This is a genomic window from Pasteurella canis (assembly GCF_020810675.1).
GTDB lineage: Bacteria > Pseudomonadota > Gammaproteobacteria > Enterobacterales > Pasteurellaceae > Pasteurella > Pasteurella canis.
On record NZ_CP085871.1, the window covers coordinates 1,466,395 to 1,480,682 of the forward strand.

Annotated in this window: 15 protein-coding genes; 5 read left to right on the forward strand and 10 right to left on the reverse strand. The window is 36.7% G+C overall.

Annotated features, from left to right (window positions below; genetic code table 11):
• Positions 1 to 165: 165 nt before the first annotated feature.
• Positions 166 to 1,461 carry a superantigen-like protein SSL4 gene (locus K7G93_RS06820; RefSeq protein ID WP_226691011.1) on the forward strand — a complete coding sequence of 432 codons (1,296 nt, stop codon included), beginning with the start codon at positions 166 to 168 and terminating at the stop codon, positions 1,459 to 1,461.
• 148 nt (positions 1,462 to 1,609) lie between these two features.
• On the opposite strand, the gene K7G93_RS06825 is transcribed toward K7G93_RS06820, so the two are convergent.
• A complete protein-coding gene (locus K7G93_RS06825; protein WP_191134569.1) occupies positions 1,610 to 2,368 on the reverse strand; it encodes a carbonic anhydrase in 759 nt (252 codons plus the stop codon).
• Between the two features lie 461 nt (positions 2,369 to 2,829).
• Between K7G93_RS06825 and asd the strand changes: the two genes are divergently transcribed.
• Both asd and bamJ read left to right on the forward strand, forming a co-directional pair.
• Complete coding sequence (gene asd, locus K7G93_RS06830; protein WP_191134568.1) at positions 2,830 to 3,717, forward strand: archaetidylserine decarboxylase; 888 nt, start codon at positions 2,830 to 2,832, stop codon at positions 3,715 to 3,717.
• A gap of 25 nt (positions 3,718 to 3,742) precedes the next feature.
• A complete protein-coding gene (gene bamJ, locus K7G93_RS06835; RefSeq protein WP_115323130.1) occupies positions 3,743 to 4,375 on the forward strand; it encodes a BamJ family beta-barrel-assembly machinery protein in 633 nt (210 codons plus the stop codon).
• 42 nt (positions 4,376 to 4,417) lie between these two features.
• On the opposite strand, the gene K7G93_RS06840 is transcribed toward bamJ, so the two are convergent.
• Together K7G93_RS06840 and proB are read right to left on the reverse strand one after the other, a co-directional pair.
• Positions 4,418 to 4,744 carry a hypothetical protein gene (locus tag K7G93_RS06840; RefSeq protein ID WP_226691010.1) on the reverse strand — a complete coding sequence of 109 codons (327 nt, stop codon included), beginning with the start codon at positions 4,742 to 4,744 and terminating at the stop codon, positions 4,418 to 4,420.
• Positions 4,745 to 4,758: 14 nt separating this feature from the next.
• Positions 4,759 to 5,862, reverse strand: a complete 1,104-nt coding sequence (proB, locus tag K7G93_RS06845; protein ID WP_226691009.1) for a glutamate 5-kinase — start codon at positions 5,860 to 5,862, stop codon at positions 4,759 to 4,761.
• A gap of 168 nt (positions 5,863 to 6,030) precedes the next feature.
• Here proB and folA point away from each other — a divergent pair, with 168 nt between their 5' ends.
• On the forward strand, positions 6,031 to 6,522 hold the full coding sequence (gene folA, locus K7G93_RS06850; RefSeq protein ID WP_226691008.1) for a type 3 dihydrofolate reductase: 492 nt from the start codon (positions 6,031 to 6,033) through the stop codon (positions 6,520 to 6,522).
• Between the two features lie 64 nt (positions 6,523 to 6,586).
• Here folA and K7G93_RS06855 read toward each other — a convergent pair whose 3' ends face one another.
• The 3 genes from K7G93_RS06855 to K7G93_RS06865 form a co-directional block, all read right to left on the reverse strand.
• Entirely contained in the window at positions 6,587 to 8,752 is a 2,166-nt protein-coding gene (locus K7G93_RS06855; RefSeq protein ID WP_226691007.1) for a heavy metal translocating P-type ATPase, read from the reverse strand.
• Positions 8,753 to 8,831: 79 nt separating this feature from the next.
• Positions 8,832 to 9,044 carry a heavy-metal-associated domain-containing protein gene (locus tag K7G93_RS06860; RefSeq protein WP_226691006.1) on the reverse strand — a complete coding sequence of 71 codons (213 nt, stop codon included), beginning with the start codon at positions 9,042 to 9,044 and terminating at the stop codon, positions 8,832 to 8,834.
• A gap of 77 nt (positions 9,045 to 9,121) precedes the next feature.
• Entirely contained in the window at positions 9,122 to 9,592 is a 471-nt protein-coding gene (locus K7G93_RS06865) for a DMT family transporter (RefSeq protein WP_049215455.1), read from the reverse strand.
• A gap of 190 nt (positions 9,593 to 9,782) precedes the next feature.
• Between K7G93_RS06865 and K7G93_RS06870 the strand changes: the two genes are divergently transcribed.
• Positions 9,783 to 10,490 carry a 7-cyano-7-deazaguanine/7-aminomethyl-7-deazaguanine transporter gene (locus K7G93_RS06870; protein ID WP_226691037.1) on the forward strand — a complete coding sequence of 236 codons (708 nt, stop codon included), beginning with the start codon at positions 9,783 to 9,785 and terminating at the stop codon, positions 10,488 to 10,490.
• A 39-nt stretch (positions 10,491 to 10,529) separates the two neighbouring features.
• On the opposite strand, the gene cpxA is transcribed toward K7G93_RS06870, so the two are convergent.
• The 4 genes from cpxA to yejK form a co-directional block, all read right to left on the reverse strand.
• On the reverse strand, positions 10,530 to 11,933 hold the full coding sequence (gene cpxA / locus K7G93_RS06875; protein ID WP_226691036.1) for an envelope stress sensor histidine kinase CpxA: 1,404 nt from the start codon (positions 11,931 to 11,933) through the stop codon (positions 10,530 to 10,532).
• Between the two features lie 42 nt (positions 11,934 to 11,975).
• The gene (locus tag K7G93_RS06880; protein WP_049215461.1) at positions 11,976 to 12,680 is read right to left on the reverse strand and encodes a response regulator; all 705 of its coding nucleotides are present in this window, start codon (positions 12,678 to 12,680) and stop codon (positions 11,976 to 11,978) included.
• Between the two features lie 75 nt (positions 12,681 to 12,755).
• On the reverse strand, positions 12,756 to 13,169 hold the full coding sequence (bamE, locus tag K7G93_RS06885) for an outer membrane protein assembly factor BamE (RefSeq protein WP_049215463.1): 414 nt from the start codon (positions 13,167 to 13,169) through the stop codon (positions 12,756 to 12,758).
• 68 nt (positions 13,170 to 13,237) lie between these two features.
• Complete coding sequence (gene yejK, locus K7G93_RS06890; RefSeq protein ID WP_226691035.1) at positions 13,238 to 14,254, reverse strand: nucleoid-associated protein YejK; 1,017 nt, start codon at positions 14,252 to 14,254, stop codon at positions 13,238 to 13,240.
• Positions 14,255 to 14,288 lie beyond the last annotated feature (34 nt).

Below are 14,288 nucleotides of genomic sequence, written 5' to 3' on the forward strand. Positions count from 1 at the left end.
TAGCAACATTAACAAAGCATGATTAAATAACCTATTTTATTAAATAAACTCCAATTTCTACATATAAAATCCCTATACAACTATTCTAAAAAATAGATACAATATGCCCACATCATTAAGGATAACAATGATGTGTAGTTCTATTTTGATAAAAGGATATTTACTATGAAAAAATCAATATTTAAAACGAGTTTACTCGTCACACTCTCAACACTTTTTGTTGCATGTGGAAGCCATAATCACACCTCGGTAAATAAAGAGACACAAAAACAGCCTCAACAATCACAAAAACCTGCTCCACAAACAAAACCGCAAGCAAATTCGCAAGATAAAGCACCACAAGAAAAGCCAAATAATACTGAACAAAGCTCTTCTTCCTCAATGCAAACAGAAAATTCAACACAAAATCACTCAACTGAAGCAGGAAAAGAGCAAAAGCCTTCTAAGCCTGAGCAGCCGATGAATACTGAGAGTTCGGCTGATAAAAAAGATGAGATGCGCAATACGGACACAAGCAAAAATAATCCATCTAAAAATACTCAATCTGATATACCAGATTCAATGAAAGACAACCACAAACCTAATACGCAAGTAACCCCTCCTCAAATTCCACCTAAAACAGAAAATCCAAGTAACTCAAATAACATAAGTAATAAAGATAAGGAAACTCAATCTATGAGAAAACCTGTTCTCGAAGAAGTGCCACAAGATGGCATACCTTATCCACCACATCAGCCAGAGATAGGAAATTGGCAAGCTAAAATATATGACTCAACTGGCTATAATTACAGTACTGAACTAGGTCCTAAAAGTATATCAGGTTCCTCCGGTTCTATCATTTCTCTTAAATTGGGAGAAAATAAGAACAACCAAAACATCTATCACTTTATTTTATTAGGTGAAAGCGACAAAGGAAGCCTTTATTATGGCTATCATTTATATAGCGGTCAACATCAAGGCAAGACGATAAAAGCATATAACATGTTCTATGGGATGGATCAAAATCAAATTAATAGTAGGCCTCTACCAAATGCTTTTAGTGCACAATATAAAAAAGCAAAAGGATTCCTTTACATTCCTTTTACAGATTTTTCTAATTTTTCGACTGAACAACATTCTCCTCAATATGCTGACATCAACATAACATACAAAAATAGTAAAGCAACAGGCAAAGTGACTAAACTAAATGATGCTAATGCCACTCTATTTGATATTACAGACAGTGGAAGTAATAGTGCGAGTAATTATACTTTAACAGTCACACCAACAGAACAAGTCTCTAATATAGAATCGAATGATAAAGCTGAATTTAACGTTTATTTTCTAGATGCCGAAAAGAATAAGGAGGAGCGTAAATATATTACAGGGACAGGCTCAGGCAAAAAATGGGCAGGTGCGTTTGCTGCTGAAAAACAAGATGAGACTAAACTTAGCTCATCTACATCTATAAGAGCAGAATAACTTCCGCAATTAATTAAGAAATAAAGAGCTATAAAATGCTGATGTTCAAACCGCACAAAAAAGTGCGGTTTGTTTTTTGTAAGTTTTAAACTAAAACTCGCAATAAAACTGACCGCACTTTTGCTTTAAATCGAAAAAGTTATGGTATTTATTCAACTATCACACGCGCATTAATTGGCTGTATAGGACGGTTATTATGTCCTTTCATTAATGTAGAGAAGGCATCTACTTGCGCTTGGCTGACGTTATCATATTGCTTTAACACTAACCAGTTGACACCTTCTGAGCAAGGTGGTGTGGTTAACGAACCACTAAAACGATAGTAATCACGTTTTTTAGGAATCAATTTTGTTGGGTCAAATGCGGTATCAAGTGTGTGTGTTTCACCTGCTTTTTGTGGGAAATTATGCCAAATCGGTGCTAAACGTTGATTTTCACTTGATAAAACATAAAGCACACCTAATACCGCAAGATTACCGTCTTTATCCGCATGGACAAAATGGGCTTCTAGCGGGAAAGATTTGCCTCGAATTTGGTTTTCACTTGGTACATGGAAATGGAATTGTTTTAAAGTATAAGTATGACCATTTAATTGCATTAGATTATTAGCGTCTTTGAAGTCCACTTGAATAGTGTGTCCATTATTGACAATCTCCACAGAAGAAGGATGATAGTCAATTTTAATTGGGGCTAACTTGCCATCAATCGCATTGACAATATTCACTGGTGATTGGCTTTTGCCTTCAGTACAAATTGCAAATTTTGGTGACAGTGTTGCCCAATGTTCTGGCGACTCATGTCCCGTATAACCCCAATGAGTATGCTTGTCAGCGGATTGCATTGTTTGACTACAAGCTGTCAATGCGAATACTCCAAAAGTAAGCATAAAAATTTTTGACATTTTCATTGCATAACTCCTTAACCCAAATAAATAAATTGATAACATAGTGTAAACAACATTAAACCTTAATAAAGGCAAGGTTATGCTAGATAAAAAAACACTCCATTTCAAGTGAAAGATAACTTATTCTACCTGTCTAAACTGTAATAAAATCCATTACTTCAAATAAGTTATTAGGGAGATACCGTGCTAAATAAAACGTTGGGTTTCTTTGGTTGATAATTGCCACAAATCACTAAATCGTCATTTTCAAATAATCATAAATACAAAACGATATTTGGTCGTATGCTCCAACTCGCGAAATAGATAATTAAAGTGTAAAAGTGAATTGTCATTCATGATGAATAGGTCCTGTAAACTGGTGTAAATTAACACAGATACTTACATAAACAGAATAACTTGCTATAATCGCCCAGCACTAAGGTTTGAAAGCCTTTTATTCTAACGTTAAAAGATGATTTATCACTATGAATATATTAGAAAAAAAATCTCAACTGAGTTATTGGCAGCGAATTAAAATTGCGTTCCAATATGTTATGCCTCAACTTTATTTGACACAACTTGCAGGATGGTTTGCCAAACAACAATGGGGTGCAGTCACTCACTTTGTCATCAAATTATTTGCTAAAAAATATGATGTCAATATGACTGAAGCCGCTAAACCTGCGTTCAGTGACTATACCAGTTTTAATGAATTTTTTATCCGTCCTCTAGCAGAAAATGCACGTCCAATTAATCAAAATCCGACCGCACTTTGTCTGCCTGCTGATGGTCGTATTAGTCAAATTGGACACATTGCACATGATCTTTTACTACAAGCCAAAGGTCATTATTTCAGTTTATCTGATTTACTTGCAGGCAACCAAACCTTAACCGATATCTTTAAAGATGGCGAATTTGCTACTATTTATCTTTCGCCGCGTGATTATCATCGTGTTCATATGCCTTGTGATGCGACTCTGCGTCAAATGATTTATGTGCCAGGCGATTTATTTTCTGTGAATCCTTTCTTAGCCGAACATGTACCTAATCTCTTTGCACGTAATGAACGTCTGATTTGCGTCTTTGATACTGCGTTTGGCAAAATGGTACAAATTCTCGTTGGCGCAACAATTACAGCCAGCATGAGTACAGTGTGGGCAGGTGTGATTAACCCGCCTCGTCCAAATCAAGTGACAACTTGGACTTATGAAGGAGAAAATGCAATTAACTTAACGAAAGGACAAGAAATGGGCGCGTTTCAATTAGGATCAACAGTGATCAATTTATTTGAAAAAGATCATGTACAACTTGCCGATCATCTACAAGTCGATAGCCCTGTGCGCATGGGCGAAATTTTAGCGCACCAAAAATAATTTTTAACCATAATAGGAAAATAGAATGAGTAAACAATTTTTTGAACAAGTTTCATTAGACAGTGTTTCTGCTCAAGGCAGTTACGGTATCGGGTTACAAATTGGTCAACAATTATTAGAGAGCCAACTTGATGTCAACGCAGAAGCCGTTGCAAAAGGTCTCTTTGATGTATTAAATCAAAATCCACCAGCATTAGATTTAAACGTAGTTAGCCAAGCCTTACAAACATTACAACAGCAGGCTGCAGAAGCACAGAAAGCTCAATTTAAAGAAATTGAAGCAGCAGGTAAACAATTTTTAGCTGATAATGCTCAAAAAGATGGCGTTAATACAACAGAGTCTGGTTTACAATACGAAATCTTAGTAGAAGGTACTGGCACAGTACCAAGTCGCCAAGATCAAGTGCGTGTACACTACACGGGTACTTTAATTGATGGTACTGTATTTGATAGCTCGGTTAAACGTGGTCAGCCTGCCGAGTTCCCAGTAAGTGGTGTGATTGCTGGTTGGATTGAAGCCTTATCAATGATGCCTGTTGGTTCAAAATGGCGTTTAACCATCCCCCATAACCTTGCTTATGGTGAGCGTGGTGCAGGTGCATCAATTCCGCCATTTAGCACATTAATCTTTGAAGTCGAATTATTAGACATCCTATAACCAAAATAAAGCGGTGATATTCACCGCTTTATTTTGGTTTCCCTATCGTTTTATACCTTGCTGATAGCCACTTTCCCAAGCAGTCAAAAACGCTTTTGCTATCGCTTGTTGCGTTTGCTGTTCACAATAGGAACGACGTTGAGCAAGCATTTTTTGTTTATGCTGACGAAACGACTTACCTACACGATACCCCTCCAAATACCAATCGTCTTGATCTTGGCATGCCATCGTATTAATACGTTTTTCTGTTTGAGTCACTGAAAACGGTTTATGGGCTTCAATTTGTTGATGAGTAAAAACACTCGGTTGAGCACAGCCAACAAGGTTAAATGTTATCACACTAAAGAATAGTAAATTCATCCACTTCATGGTCTTATCCTAATTTATAGCACAATCATATCATCTCGGTGTACTGCAACTGAGCCATATTCATAACCTAAAATTTGCTCAATATCTTGCGATTTTTTGCCTTTCAATAAATGCAATGCATCACTATTGTAGCGTGGTACACCTAACGCAATGTCTTTACCTTGTTGTGTGCGAATTTTCACTACTTCACCGCGCGAAAAACACCCCTCCACATGAACAATGCCCGCAGGTAGTAATGATTTATATTGAATCAATACCGCACTTTCTGCCCCTTCATCAATTGTAATCACGCCTGCAGCTGGTGCAGCATACAGCCATTGTTTACGCCCTTCTAAGCGATCCGCTTGAACAGTAAATTTTGTTCCAATGCCTTCACCATAAGCTAAATCAGTAATGACATTTGCGCGATTACCTGGAGCTATAATCGTTTCAATACCTGAACGCGTTGCAACATCTGCGGCACTAATTTTTGTGGACATACCACCTGTACCTAATGTTGTTCCACTACCACCTGCAATTGAACGAATATGATCTGTAATTTTATCCACTTCTGGAATCAATTTTGCTGCTGGATTTTTGCGTGGATCACTATCAAAAAGACCTTGTTGATCAGTTAATAAATACAGTTGTTCAGCTTGTACTAAAATCGCGACAAGTGCAGATAAATTATCATTATCGCCCACTTTAATTTCTGAAGTTGCAACTGCATCATTTTCATTAATCACAGGAATAATTTGATTATCTAGTAAAGCACGCAAAGTATCTCTCGCATTTAAGAAGCGCTCACGATCTTCAATATCTGCCCGAGTCAATAAAATTTGCCCAATATGAATATCATAAATAGCAAAGAGTTTCTCCCATGTTTGAATCAGTTGGCTTTGTCCAACTGCAGCTAAAAGCTGCTTTGAGGCAATTGTTGGTGGTAGTTTAGGGTGGTTCAAATAATGGCGACCTGCTGCAATTGCACCAGACGTCACAATGACTAAACGAAAACCAGCTTGATGTAACTGGGCAAGTTGGCGCACAATTTCCATCATGTGGGGTAAATTTAATTTTGCTGTTCCTTGTGTCAGAGTGCTAGTACCAAATTTTACTACGATCGTTTTATCTATTTTCATATTAAGCACCATCTTATTTTGGGGTCTAAAATTGTGGCTAAATTACCATTAATAACTAAAAAAAGCATTAATTTTATCTTACCTAACCTCACAAGATAACGTCGTTTTTTACAACTGAAATTATGTTATAGTAAACGTACTTTTCTGGTTGAATCACAGGATAATTATATGACTTTTAGCCTTATCGTTGCGATGACGAAAAATGCTGTTATTGGAAAAGATAACCAAATGCCTTGGCATCTGCCCGCTGACTTAGCGTGGTTCCGTAAACATACAACTGGCAAACCTGTTATTATGGGACGTAAAACTTTCGAAAGTATTGGACGTCCATTACCGAATAGAACTAACATTGTGCTCTCACGCCAACCTTATCAACATCAAGGCATTATTTGGCGAAATAGTCTGGAAAGTGCGCTAGAATTTATTAACGACGCCACTGAAATTATGCTCATTGGTGGTGGTGAACTATTTAAACAATATTTGCCACAAGCAGACAAACTTTATCTCACAGAAATCCAAACTGAATTACAAGGCGATACTTATTTTCCGACTATCAACTGGCAGGATTGGCAAATTGAGTATGAAGAATGGCGTAAAGCAGACGAAAATAACCCCTATGATTTACGCTTTGTTATTTTATCTGCTAAAACTAATAACTAACATAACAGAAAAAGCCTATCGAATAATGTTATTCCATAGGCTTTTTAATCTCAATCAACCTTTGCTATTGCTCCAGTTTCAGCGACTTTAAGCGTAGTGCGTTCATTAACACAGAAACTGAACTCAGCGCCATTGCAGCCCCCGCAATAATCGGGTTAAGTAAGCCTAACGCTGCGAGTGGAATTCCTAATACATTGTAAATAAAAGCAAAAAAGAGATTTTGTTTAATATTTCTTAAAGTAGCTTGTGAAACCAATAACGCATCTACCATCTGATTAACAGAATGTTGCATCAACGTTGCAGAAGCAGTATGTTCCGCAACATCTGCACCATTTTTCATTGCAAAGCTCACATTCGCAATAGCTAGTGCAGGCGCATCATTAATCCCATCGCCGACCATAGCAACAACTTTACCTTCCGTTCTAAGTTGCTGAATTTTGTCTGCTTTATCGCGTGGCGATAAGTTCCCATAAGCTTGGGTAATACCCAGTTGTTGAGCAATGTAGTCTACCGCACGTTGTTGATCACCACTCATGATATACACATCAATATTTTGTTTTCTTAAACGCTCAATCGCAGTTATCGAATCTGCTTTCAAACTATCAGCAAGAGCAAATGCCCCAATAGGTTGCTCATTCACAGTCACAGCAACAATACTTGCGATTTGCCAAACAGGATCTGCCAATGTAGGTAGTGATAATTGGCAGTAATCTGGCTTACCTACTTTTACAACTCCAATCCCTTCGACATTCGCTTGAATTCCTTCCCCAAGTGCGGTCTGAATTTGTGTTGTTTTGTACAAAGTCGATTGCTGCTCATTGGCTTGTTGTACAATCGCTCTCGCCAAAGGATGATTGGCATGTTGTTCAACCGAAGCAGCAATCCGTAATAGTTCTGTTGCTGAATAACCTATATCTTGCTCAAGCCAATAGGTCACAATCTGTGGTTTCCCTTCTGTTAACGTACCTGTTTTATCTAATACTACTGCATTGACAGTCGCACTTTCTTCCATCGCAGCCGCATCTTTGAACCAAATCCCACGTTGTACTGCATTACCCATACCAACCATAATCGCTGCTGGCGTTGCTAAACCTAAAGCACAAGGACAAGCAATCACTAATACGGCTACCGCATGAATCAAAGCTGTCACTGCATTTTCTTCAATCCAGTAAGTTAAAATAAAAGTCAATAACGCAATACTCATCACCACAGGCACAAATACAGCAGCAACTTTATCAGCAAAACGTGCAATAGGTGCTTTACTTCCCTGTGCATCTGACAGGGCATTCATCATATCACCTAATAAAGTATGGCTACCTAATTGCTCTGCTTTATAAACTAAAGTCCCTTCACTTAATATTGAACCCGCGAGTACTTTACTCCCTGCATTTTTCATTTCAGGTTTCGACTCTCCCGTCAAGTGGCTTTCGTCACTCCAACCACTACCACTTTGTACAATACCATCTGCCGCAATACGTTCCCCTTGATTCACACGCAATAGCTCACCAACTTGTACTTGATCCAATGCAATATCTTGCCATTGTTGTTCACGAAACACTTTTACTTGTTTCGGTGTCAACTTAAGCAATAAACCTAAACTATTTAAACTGTGCTTTTTGGTACGTTCTTCTAAAAATTTTCCTAGACTGACGAAGCCTAACACCATAACCCCTGCCTCAAAATACACAGCTGGCATACTATGCCCTGTATGTTCACCGCTATAGAGAAGCATAAAAACGGAATAAAAATAAATACTCAACGTCCCTAAACTGACTAACACATCCATATTAGCCAATCTTCCTTTAATACTTCCCCATGCGCTTTTATAAAAAGGAATCGCTAACCAAAACTGGACAATTGTCGCTAAAACACATTGCCACCATGCAGGTAGCATCCAATGATGTTTACCCAATAACATACCTAACATGCCCATAGCAAAAGGTATATTAATCAACAGCAAAAGCCATAACCGCCAATGACTTGTTTGCTTTTCAACTACGATAGCTTCATCATCTGTTTTCACTCGCCCTGAAAAACCTGTGTTTTGAATAATCTGTAAAATATCTTGTATTGAGTGTGTATCATCTTCAAAGATGACTTGCGCTTGTTCGCTAGCAAAATTAACTGAAGCCTGCTGTACAAAAGTTTTTTTATTCAGCACTTTCTCTATGCGACTTGCGCAAGCTTGACAGGTCATTCCTTCGATTTGAATTGTGATTTTTTGTTGCATCTTTTATCCTATAAGTGAGCCATTAGCTTTGCTAAAAAAATAGACTGATAAATCAGTCTATTTATTTTGATTACAAATATTAGGCTTGTTGTGCTTCAAATCCAGCATTTTCAACTGCTTCGATCAACTCTTCAATACTCACTTGACTTGGTTCAAACGTAACTTCAGCATTTGCTGATTCTAAATTAACCTCAGCTATCTCAACACCATCAAGCTCTTGTAAAATACGAGTGACACTTTTAACACAGCCACCACAATGCATTCCTTCAATTTTCAATGTTACTTTTTGCATGATTAACCCTCTATAAATAATCCCGCCTTAATAGAATCAAATTCTTACCAATACTCACCGCACTTTTCAGTCTTAAATTAACTCCAGAGCTTCATTAGCTTATCACCAAAAAAGAAAGTCACAAGTCCTAAGCCGACAATACTTAACCCAATTAACTTAAAGACATTCACCTCACGTACAGGCATATTAATAAGACCATAATGATCGATAATCATCGCTGTGATTAATTGCCCAACAATAATAAAAAACAGCATATTCGTAATACCCATTTTGGGGGATAATAATATTGTGGTAAACACGACTAAAACGCCTAGAGCACCGCCAATAAATTTCCACCAAGAATGCTGCGTCACCGTAGAAAGATTTGCGAATAAATCTGTTTTAATTAGAGTCAACACCAGCAAGAGAAGTGCACCAGTACTAAAAGAAATAAATGTCGCAATTAAAGGCTCATTTCCCATTGCCTTAGCGAGCTGTGAGTTAATCGCGGCTTGAGAAGCCAGCGCTACACCAGCAGCTAATGCAATCAATGTATAAAGAATAAACATAACTGTCCTAATTTATTAAAATTGAACTTATTGTAACGAGATTCTTTATGACTGCAAATGTTTAATTCTGAAAGTCGCTTGCATTCTAAGCTGAAATCCGTATGATGTGGACCTCGCAAATTAGCGAATGACAATTTATTATTTACTTTTGGGTTCCCTCACCCCAATTAACAATCAAAAAGGTATGACAATGAAACATTCACTTTCGATCTTTAGTGATCAACAAACTCGTCGAGCTTTAATCGTTTTAAGCTTTTTTCATATTTTTATTATTGCTGCAAGTAACTACTTGGTTCAAATCCCATTTGAAATTACACTACCACTAAGTGTTTTAGGCGCATCAAAAGACTTTAGTTTCCACAGTACGTGGGGAACCGTCACTTTTCCATTTATCTTCTTAGCAACAGATTTAACTGTACGTATATTTGGCGCAAAAGAAGCAAGATGGATTATTTTTGTCGTAATGATTCCCGCCCTGATTATTAGTTATGTCATTTCTACTTTATTCTCTGATAGTCAATATCAAGGTATTAGTGCACTCAGTACATTCAATTTATTTGTGTTCCGTATTGCTATTGCGAGCTTTTTTGCTTATGTATTTGGTCAGTTACTTGATGTATTAGTATTCAACCGTTTACGTCAATTAAAGACATGGTGGATAGCCCCTACAAGCTCAATGATTTTCGGTTCAATGGCAGATACGTTCTTATTCTTCGCAATTGCTTTCTATGCAAGCAGCGATCCTTTTATGGCTGTACACTGGATGGAATTAGGATTTGTCGATTATTTATTCAAATTAGTCATCGGTATTTTATTATTTGTTCCTGCTTATGGTGTAGTGTTGAACTTAATTGTACGTAAGCTCCAAGCTCTCGCCGCGACACCTAAAATAGCTTAATTGAATTATAAAAAATGCCACAATATTGTGGCATTTTAATTAGCTATTAATCCATAAAGGAATACGTAAATTCACACATAATCCACCTAAGTGACTTGCACTTGCCCAAACAGCACCATGATGTTCTTTAACAACATTTGCTACGATAGCTAACCCTAATCCTGTCCCACCAGTCTCTCGAGTTCTCGTTTCATCGACACGATAAAAAGGTTGAAAAATCTTTTCATATTCGGATTCATCTAATCCGCTCCCATCATCATCAATAACGATCATTAACTCTTGTTTTTTTAAGAAAATGGAGGCTTTTATTTCACTACGCGTATATTTCAAAGCATTACGTACAATATTTTCTACTGCACTAATCAGCAATCCTTTATTGCCATTTATATAATACCTATATGGTTGTGAGACATTTTGTCGCACAGTAAAACGAAGATGACGATGTTCTGCTTCAAAAATGGCATCTTCTAATACTTCTTCCCACAACTCGTTAATAGGAAAAATTTCACGTACAACATGACTATTTAATTGTTGGCGAGATAACAGTAATAAATCATTAATCATTTTATCTAAACGACGCGCTTCGATTTCAATTCGTTGAACTTCGCTATTTTCTTCACCCACTCGACGACGCAATAACGCTAGTGCCAGTTGTAGACGCGTTAATGGCGTACGTAATTCATGAGAAATAGAAGAAAGTAATACTTGCTGACTAGACAGTAGTTCCTCTAATGATTCTGTCATCTGGTTAAAGCTTTGTCCTACTTGACGTAATTCAAGCGCCCCCTTAGTTTCCAACTCTTTATTTATTTTGAAGTCACCTAATGAGACCGCTTTTGCAGACATTTGTAAATTCTTAATTGGTTTACCAATACTTCGTGCCAACCACCACAATAAAGGTGTTGAAATTAAAATTAACAATGCTACAAGTACCACCGGGTGAGCAAAAACAAAGCTCATGATTTCTTTTTGCGCATTTACGCGATCAATAAAATATAACGTATAAGACTTATTTGCTTCACCACCTAAATGAATGGAAAAAGGACCAACAATCCTAACATCCCCAAAAACCTTCTTCAGTGGTTTAGTCGGATTAGAGGAAGAATACATAAATTGTGATAAAAGTGGAATTTCAGCAGCAGATGCACCCAAAATATTACGTTCATCACTTTCATCAACTAAAACAGGGCGAATCGCGTCAAGGCGATCTGTGTGAGAAAGAGGAACACCTGCTAAAATTCGAGCAATTTGATTATGACGAATAGAGGTAATTATCTCTTGTTGATAAGCAGAAAGCTCTTTTTCACTTAATTCAGAATAAATACGAGAATCAAAATAAGGAATTGAAAAAATTAGAATTGATAACAAGGAAAAAGTAAGCCAGAAAAAGGCAAAAATACGGAATGAAATAGTGTTAAAATAACTTTCTTTCGCAAATGGCATAGAATACTCATAAGGCTATTATCTAAATAATAGCCTTTTTATTTATCTCTCTGAAACTAACAAATAACCACGACCTCTTAATGTTTTAAACCAAGGTGAGCCGTCTATACGAGGAGGTAATTTTTTACGCAAATTTGACATATGCATGTCAATTGCGCGATCAAATGGTGTGAGTTGCTTACCCAGAATCTCAAGACTTAAAGATTCCCGTGAAAGAATTTGTCCCGAGTTTAAGACTAGTTTTTGTAACAACGCAAATTCTGTACCTGTTAACTCTAAATCTTTATCATTATAAAAAGCTTGTTGCCGTCCAGGATAAAGTGTAATACCGCAGAACATAAACTCACTACGATTATCTTTTAATTCAACAATACCTAAAGGTGTTGCTTGGTGTGTACGACGTAAAATTGCTTTGATCCGTGCAACAAGTTCACGATCATTAAATGGTTTCGGGATATAATCATCTGCGCCGAGCTCTAAACCTAAAATACGATCAATATCATCGCCACGTGCCGTCAACATAATAACGGGAACACTAAATTCCTGACGAATTCTCTTTAACGTTTCAACGCCATTTAACACAGGCATCATAATATCAAGCAAGACTAAATCATAGCTAAGATCGAGTTTTTGTAATGCTTGTAAGCCATTATTTGCCATATCAATTTCAAAGCCTTCTAAGGTCAACAACTCCGCAAGAAGCTCTATCAATTCAACATCATCATCAACTAACAAAATCTTAGGCATAGATTATCCTCAACTTTGGCCAATCGAAAAAATACGCTCACGCGATAAAATAAAATATTACAACTTATAAGTTAATTATTTCCAAAACTGCCACCAACGCTTCGCAGCTGTATTTTCTGCTTGAATAATCGCATTATTAATTGCAGGTTTACTTTCATCTGGTAAAGGTTTATCTAAATCAAAACTTGTTACTAAGCCACGTTTATCAAAATTAACAATTAGTGTACGCTGCTCAGGTGTTTGATACGCTTTTTGTTGTAAAAATACATAATACCATTTGTTATTATTAAAAGGGTCGATTAATACAGGAGTACCTAATAAATATTGTACTTGTTGTACATTCATTCCCACTTGTAATTGGTTAACTGTTGCAGCTTCTAAATAATTGCCTTGTGGTACATCAATACGATAAACAACTTTATCTATACTAGAGCAAGCACTAATACTGAATGCAAGCACGATAACACTAATAACTGACTTAAATTGCATAATTTTTTTACCTTTTTATACACTGCAAATGATGAACGATAATACCGAAACTTTAATAGATTGCCAAATCAATTCTCTTCTTTTAATTGCCGTTGCAACTGGTCACGTAAATTTGGTGGTAATCCTTTAATAGTTAACGTATCTGTATTTTCATCCCAAAAAATACGATGATTAATTAATTCTGCTTCAAAACTAATAGTAATACCTTTGCCTGAACCTGAAAATTTTGTTAAAGATTTTAATGCTGAACGCACAGGTGGAATACTTGTCTCCAAACCATAATCCTGTTCATTAGCAAACTCGACAAAAGCACGCTCGTTTAGAGTTGGCATATTGGCAGAAAGTTCCCTTAATTCAATCTCTTCACCTGAGCTCATCTGTCCTTTGCAATATTCAAATACTTGTTTCTTCACTGCTTGAGTTTGTTCTTTACTCAACGCCCCTTGTTCACAATAATCACTGACTGCCTGCAATAAACATTGATTTTGTACTTGAGGATTTAATCCCTCATCAGCGCCCAAAAAATCCATAAAAAAATCGCCAATTTTACGCCCCACACGTCCTTTGACAAATGTTAAATAACGATTTGATCTTGCATCTAATTTTAATTCTGTCAGGTTAATACGCGCAGCAATATCAAACTGTGCGATATCAAGATACTGTGTACGATGAATATCCAAATGCTCATCCACTAACATACTCGCACGACTATCTAACAATGCAATAAACAGATAATCTGTTGCTAAAAAATTATAGCGACAAAAAACGAGAGTACCGTTATCAGCAAATGGATACTTACTTAGTTCTGTCGCTAAAAGTATGGTAGATTTTTGACTAAATTCAAGAAATTCATTCTCATTTTCGAGGAAACGATTTAAATCTTGGGCAAAAAGGGAGGTATCTTGAAATACACCATAAGCTTTACTTTTGTTTTGATAAGCTTGATGTAACTGCAACATCATTTGCTCGACTTCTGGTGTAATTGTAAGTACTTGTTCACGTAACAAAGTGCTTAATTTTACTGCATTTTCTTCACTCGACTTTATTAACTGGTGAAGCACAATTTCGTTCACATTTATACTCATAACTAATTCACTATTTTGCCTTAAAAACTTCTCC

Excerpts from the sequence above, each read along its gene's own strand:
- K7G93_RS06820 (WP_226691011.1), top strand. The coding sequence starts at position 166 with ATGAAAAAATCAATATTTAAAACGAGTTTACTCGTCACACTCTCAACA.
- K7G93_RS06825 (WP_191134569.1), bottom strand. The coding sequence starts at position 2,368 with ATGAAAATGTCAAAAATTTTTATGCTTACTTTTGGAGTATTCGCATTG.
- asd (WP_191134568.1), top strand. The coding sequence starts at position 2,830 with ATGAATATATTAGAAAAAAAATCTCAACTGAGTTATTGGCAGCGAATT.
- bamJ (WP_115323130.1), top strand. The coding sequence starts at position 3,743 with ATGAGTAAACAATTTTTTGAACAAGTTTCATTAGACAGTGTTTCTGCT.
- K7G93_RS06840 (WP_226691010.1), bottom strand. The coding sequence starts at position 4,744 with ATGAAGTGGATGAATTTACTATTCTTTAGTGTGATAACATTTAACCTT.
- proB (WP_226691009.1), bottom strand. The coding sequence starts at position 5,862 with ATGAAAATAGATAAAACGATCGTAGTAAAATTTGGTACTAGCACTCTG.
- folA (WP_226691008.1), top strand. The coding sequence starts at position 6,031 with ATGACTTTTAGCCTTATCGTTGCGATGACGAAAAATGCTGTTATTGGA.
- K7G93_RS06855 (WP_226691007.1), bottom strand. The coding sequence starts at position 8,752 with ATGCAACAAAAAATCACAATTCAAATCGAAGGAATGACCTGTCAAGCT.
- K7G93_RS06860 (WP_226691006.1), bottom strand. The coding sequence starts at position 9,044 with ATGCAAAAAGTAACATTGAAAATTGAAGGAATGCATTGTGGTGGCTGT.
- K7G93_RS06865 (WP_049215455.1), bottom strand. The coding sequence starts at position 9,592 with ATGTTTATTCTTTATACATTGATTGCATTAGCTGCTGGTGTAGCGCTG.
- K7G93_RS06870 (WP_226691037.1), top strand. The coding sequence starts at position 9,783 with ATGAAACATTCACTTTCGATCTTTAGTGATCAACAAACTCGTCGAGCT.
- cpxA (WP_226691036.1), bottom strand. The coding sequence starts at position 11,933 with ATGCCATTTGCGAAAGAAAGTTATTTTAACACTATTTCATTCCGTATT.
- K7G93_RS06880 (WP_049215461.1), bottom strand. The coding sequence starts at position 12,680 with ATGCCTAAGATTTTGTTAGTTGATGATGATGTTGAATTGATAGAGCTT.
- bamE (WP_049215463.1), bottom strand. The coding sequence starts at position 13,169 with ATGCAATTTAAGTCAGTTATTAGTGTTATCGTGCTTGCATTCAGTATT.
- yejK (WP_226691035.1), bottom strand. The coding sequence starts at position 14,254 with ATGAGTATAAATGTGAACGAAATTGTGCTTCACCAGTTAATAAAGTCG.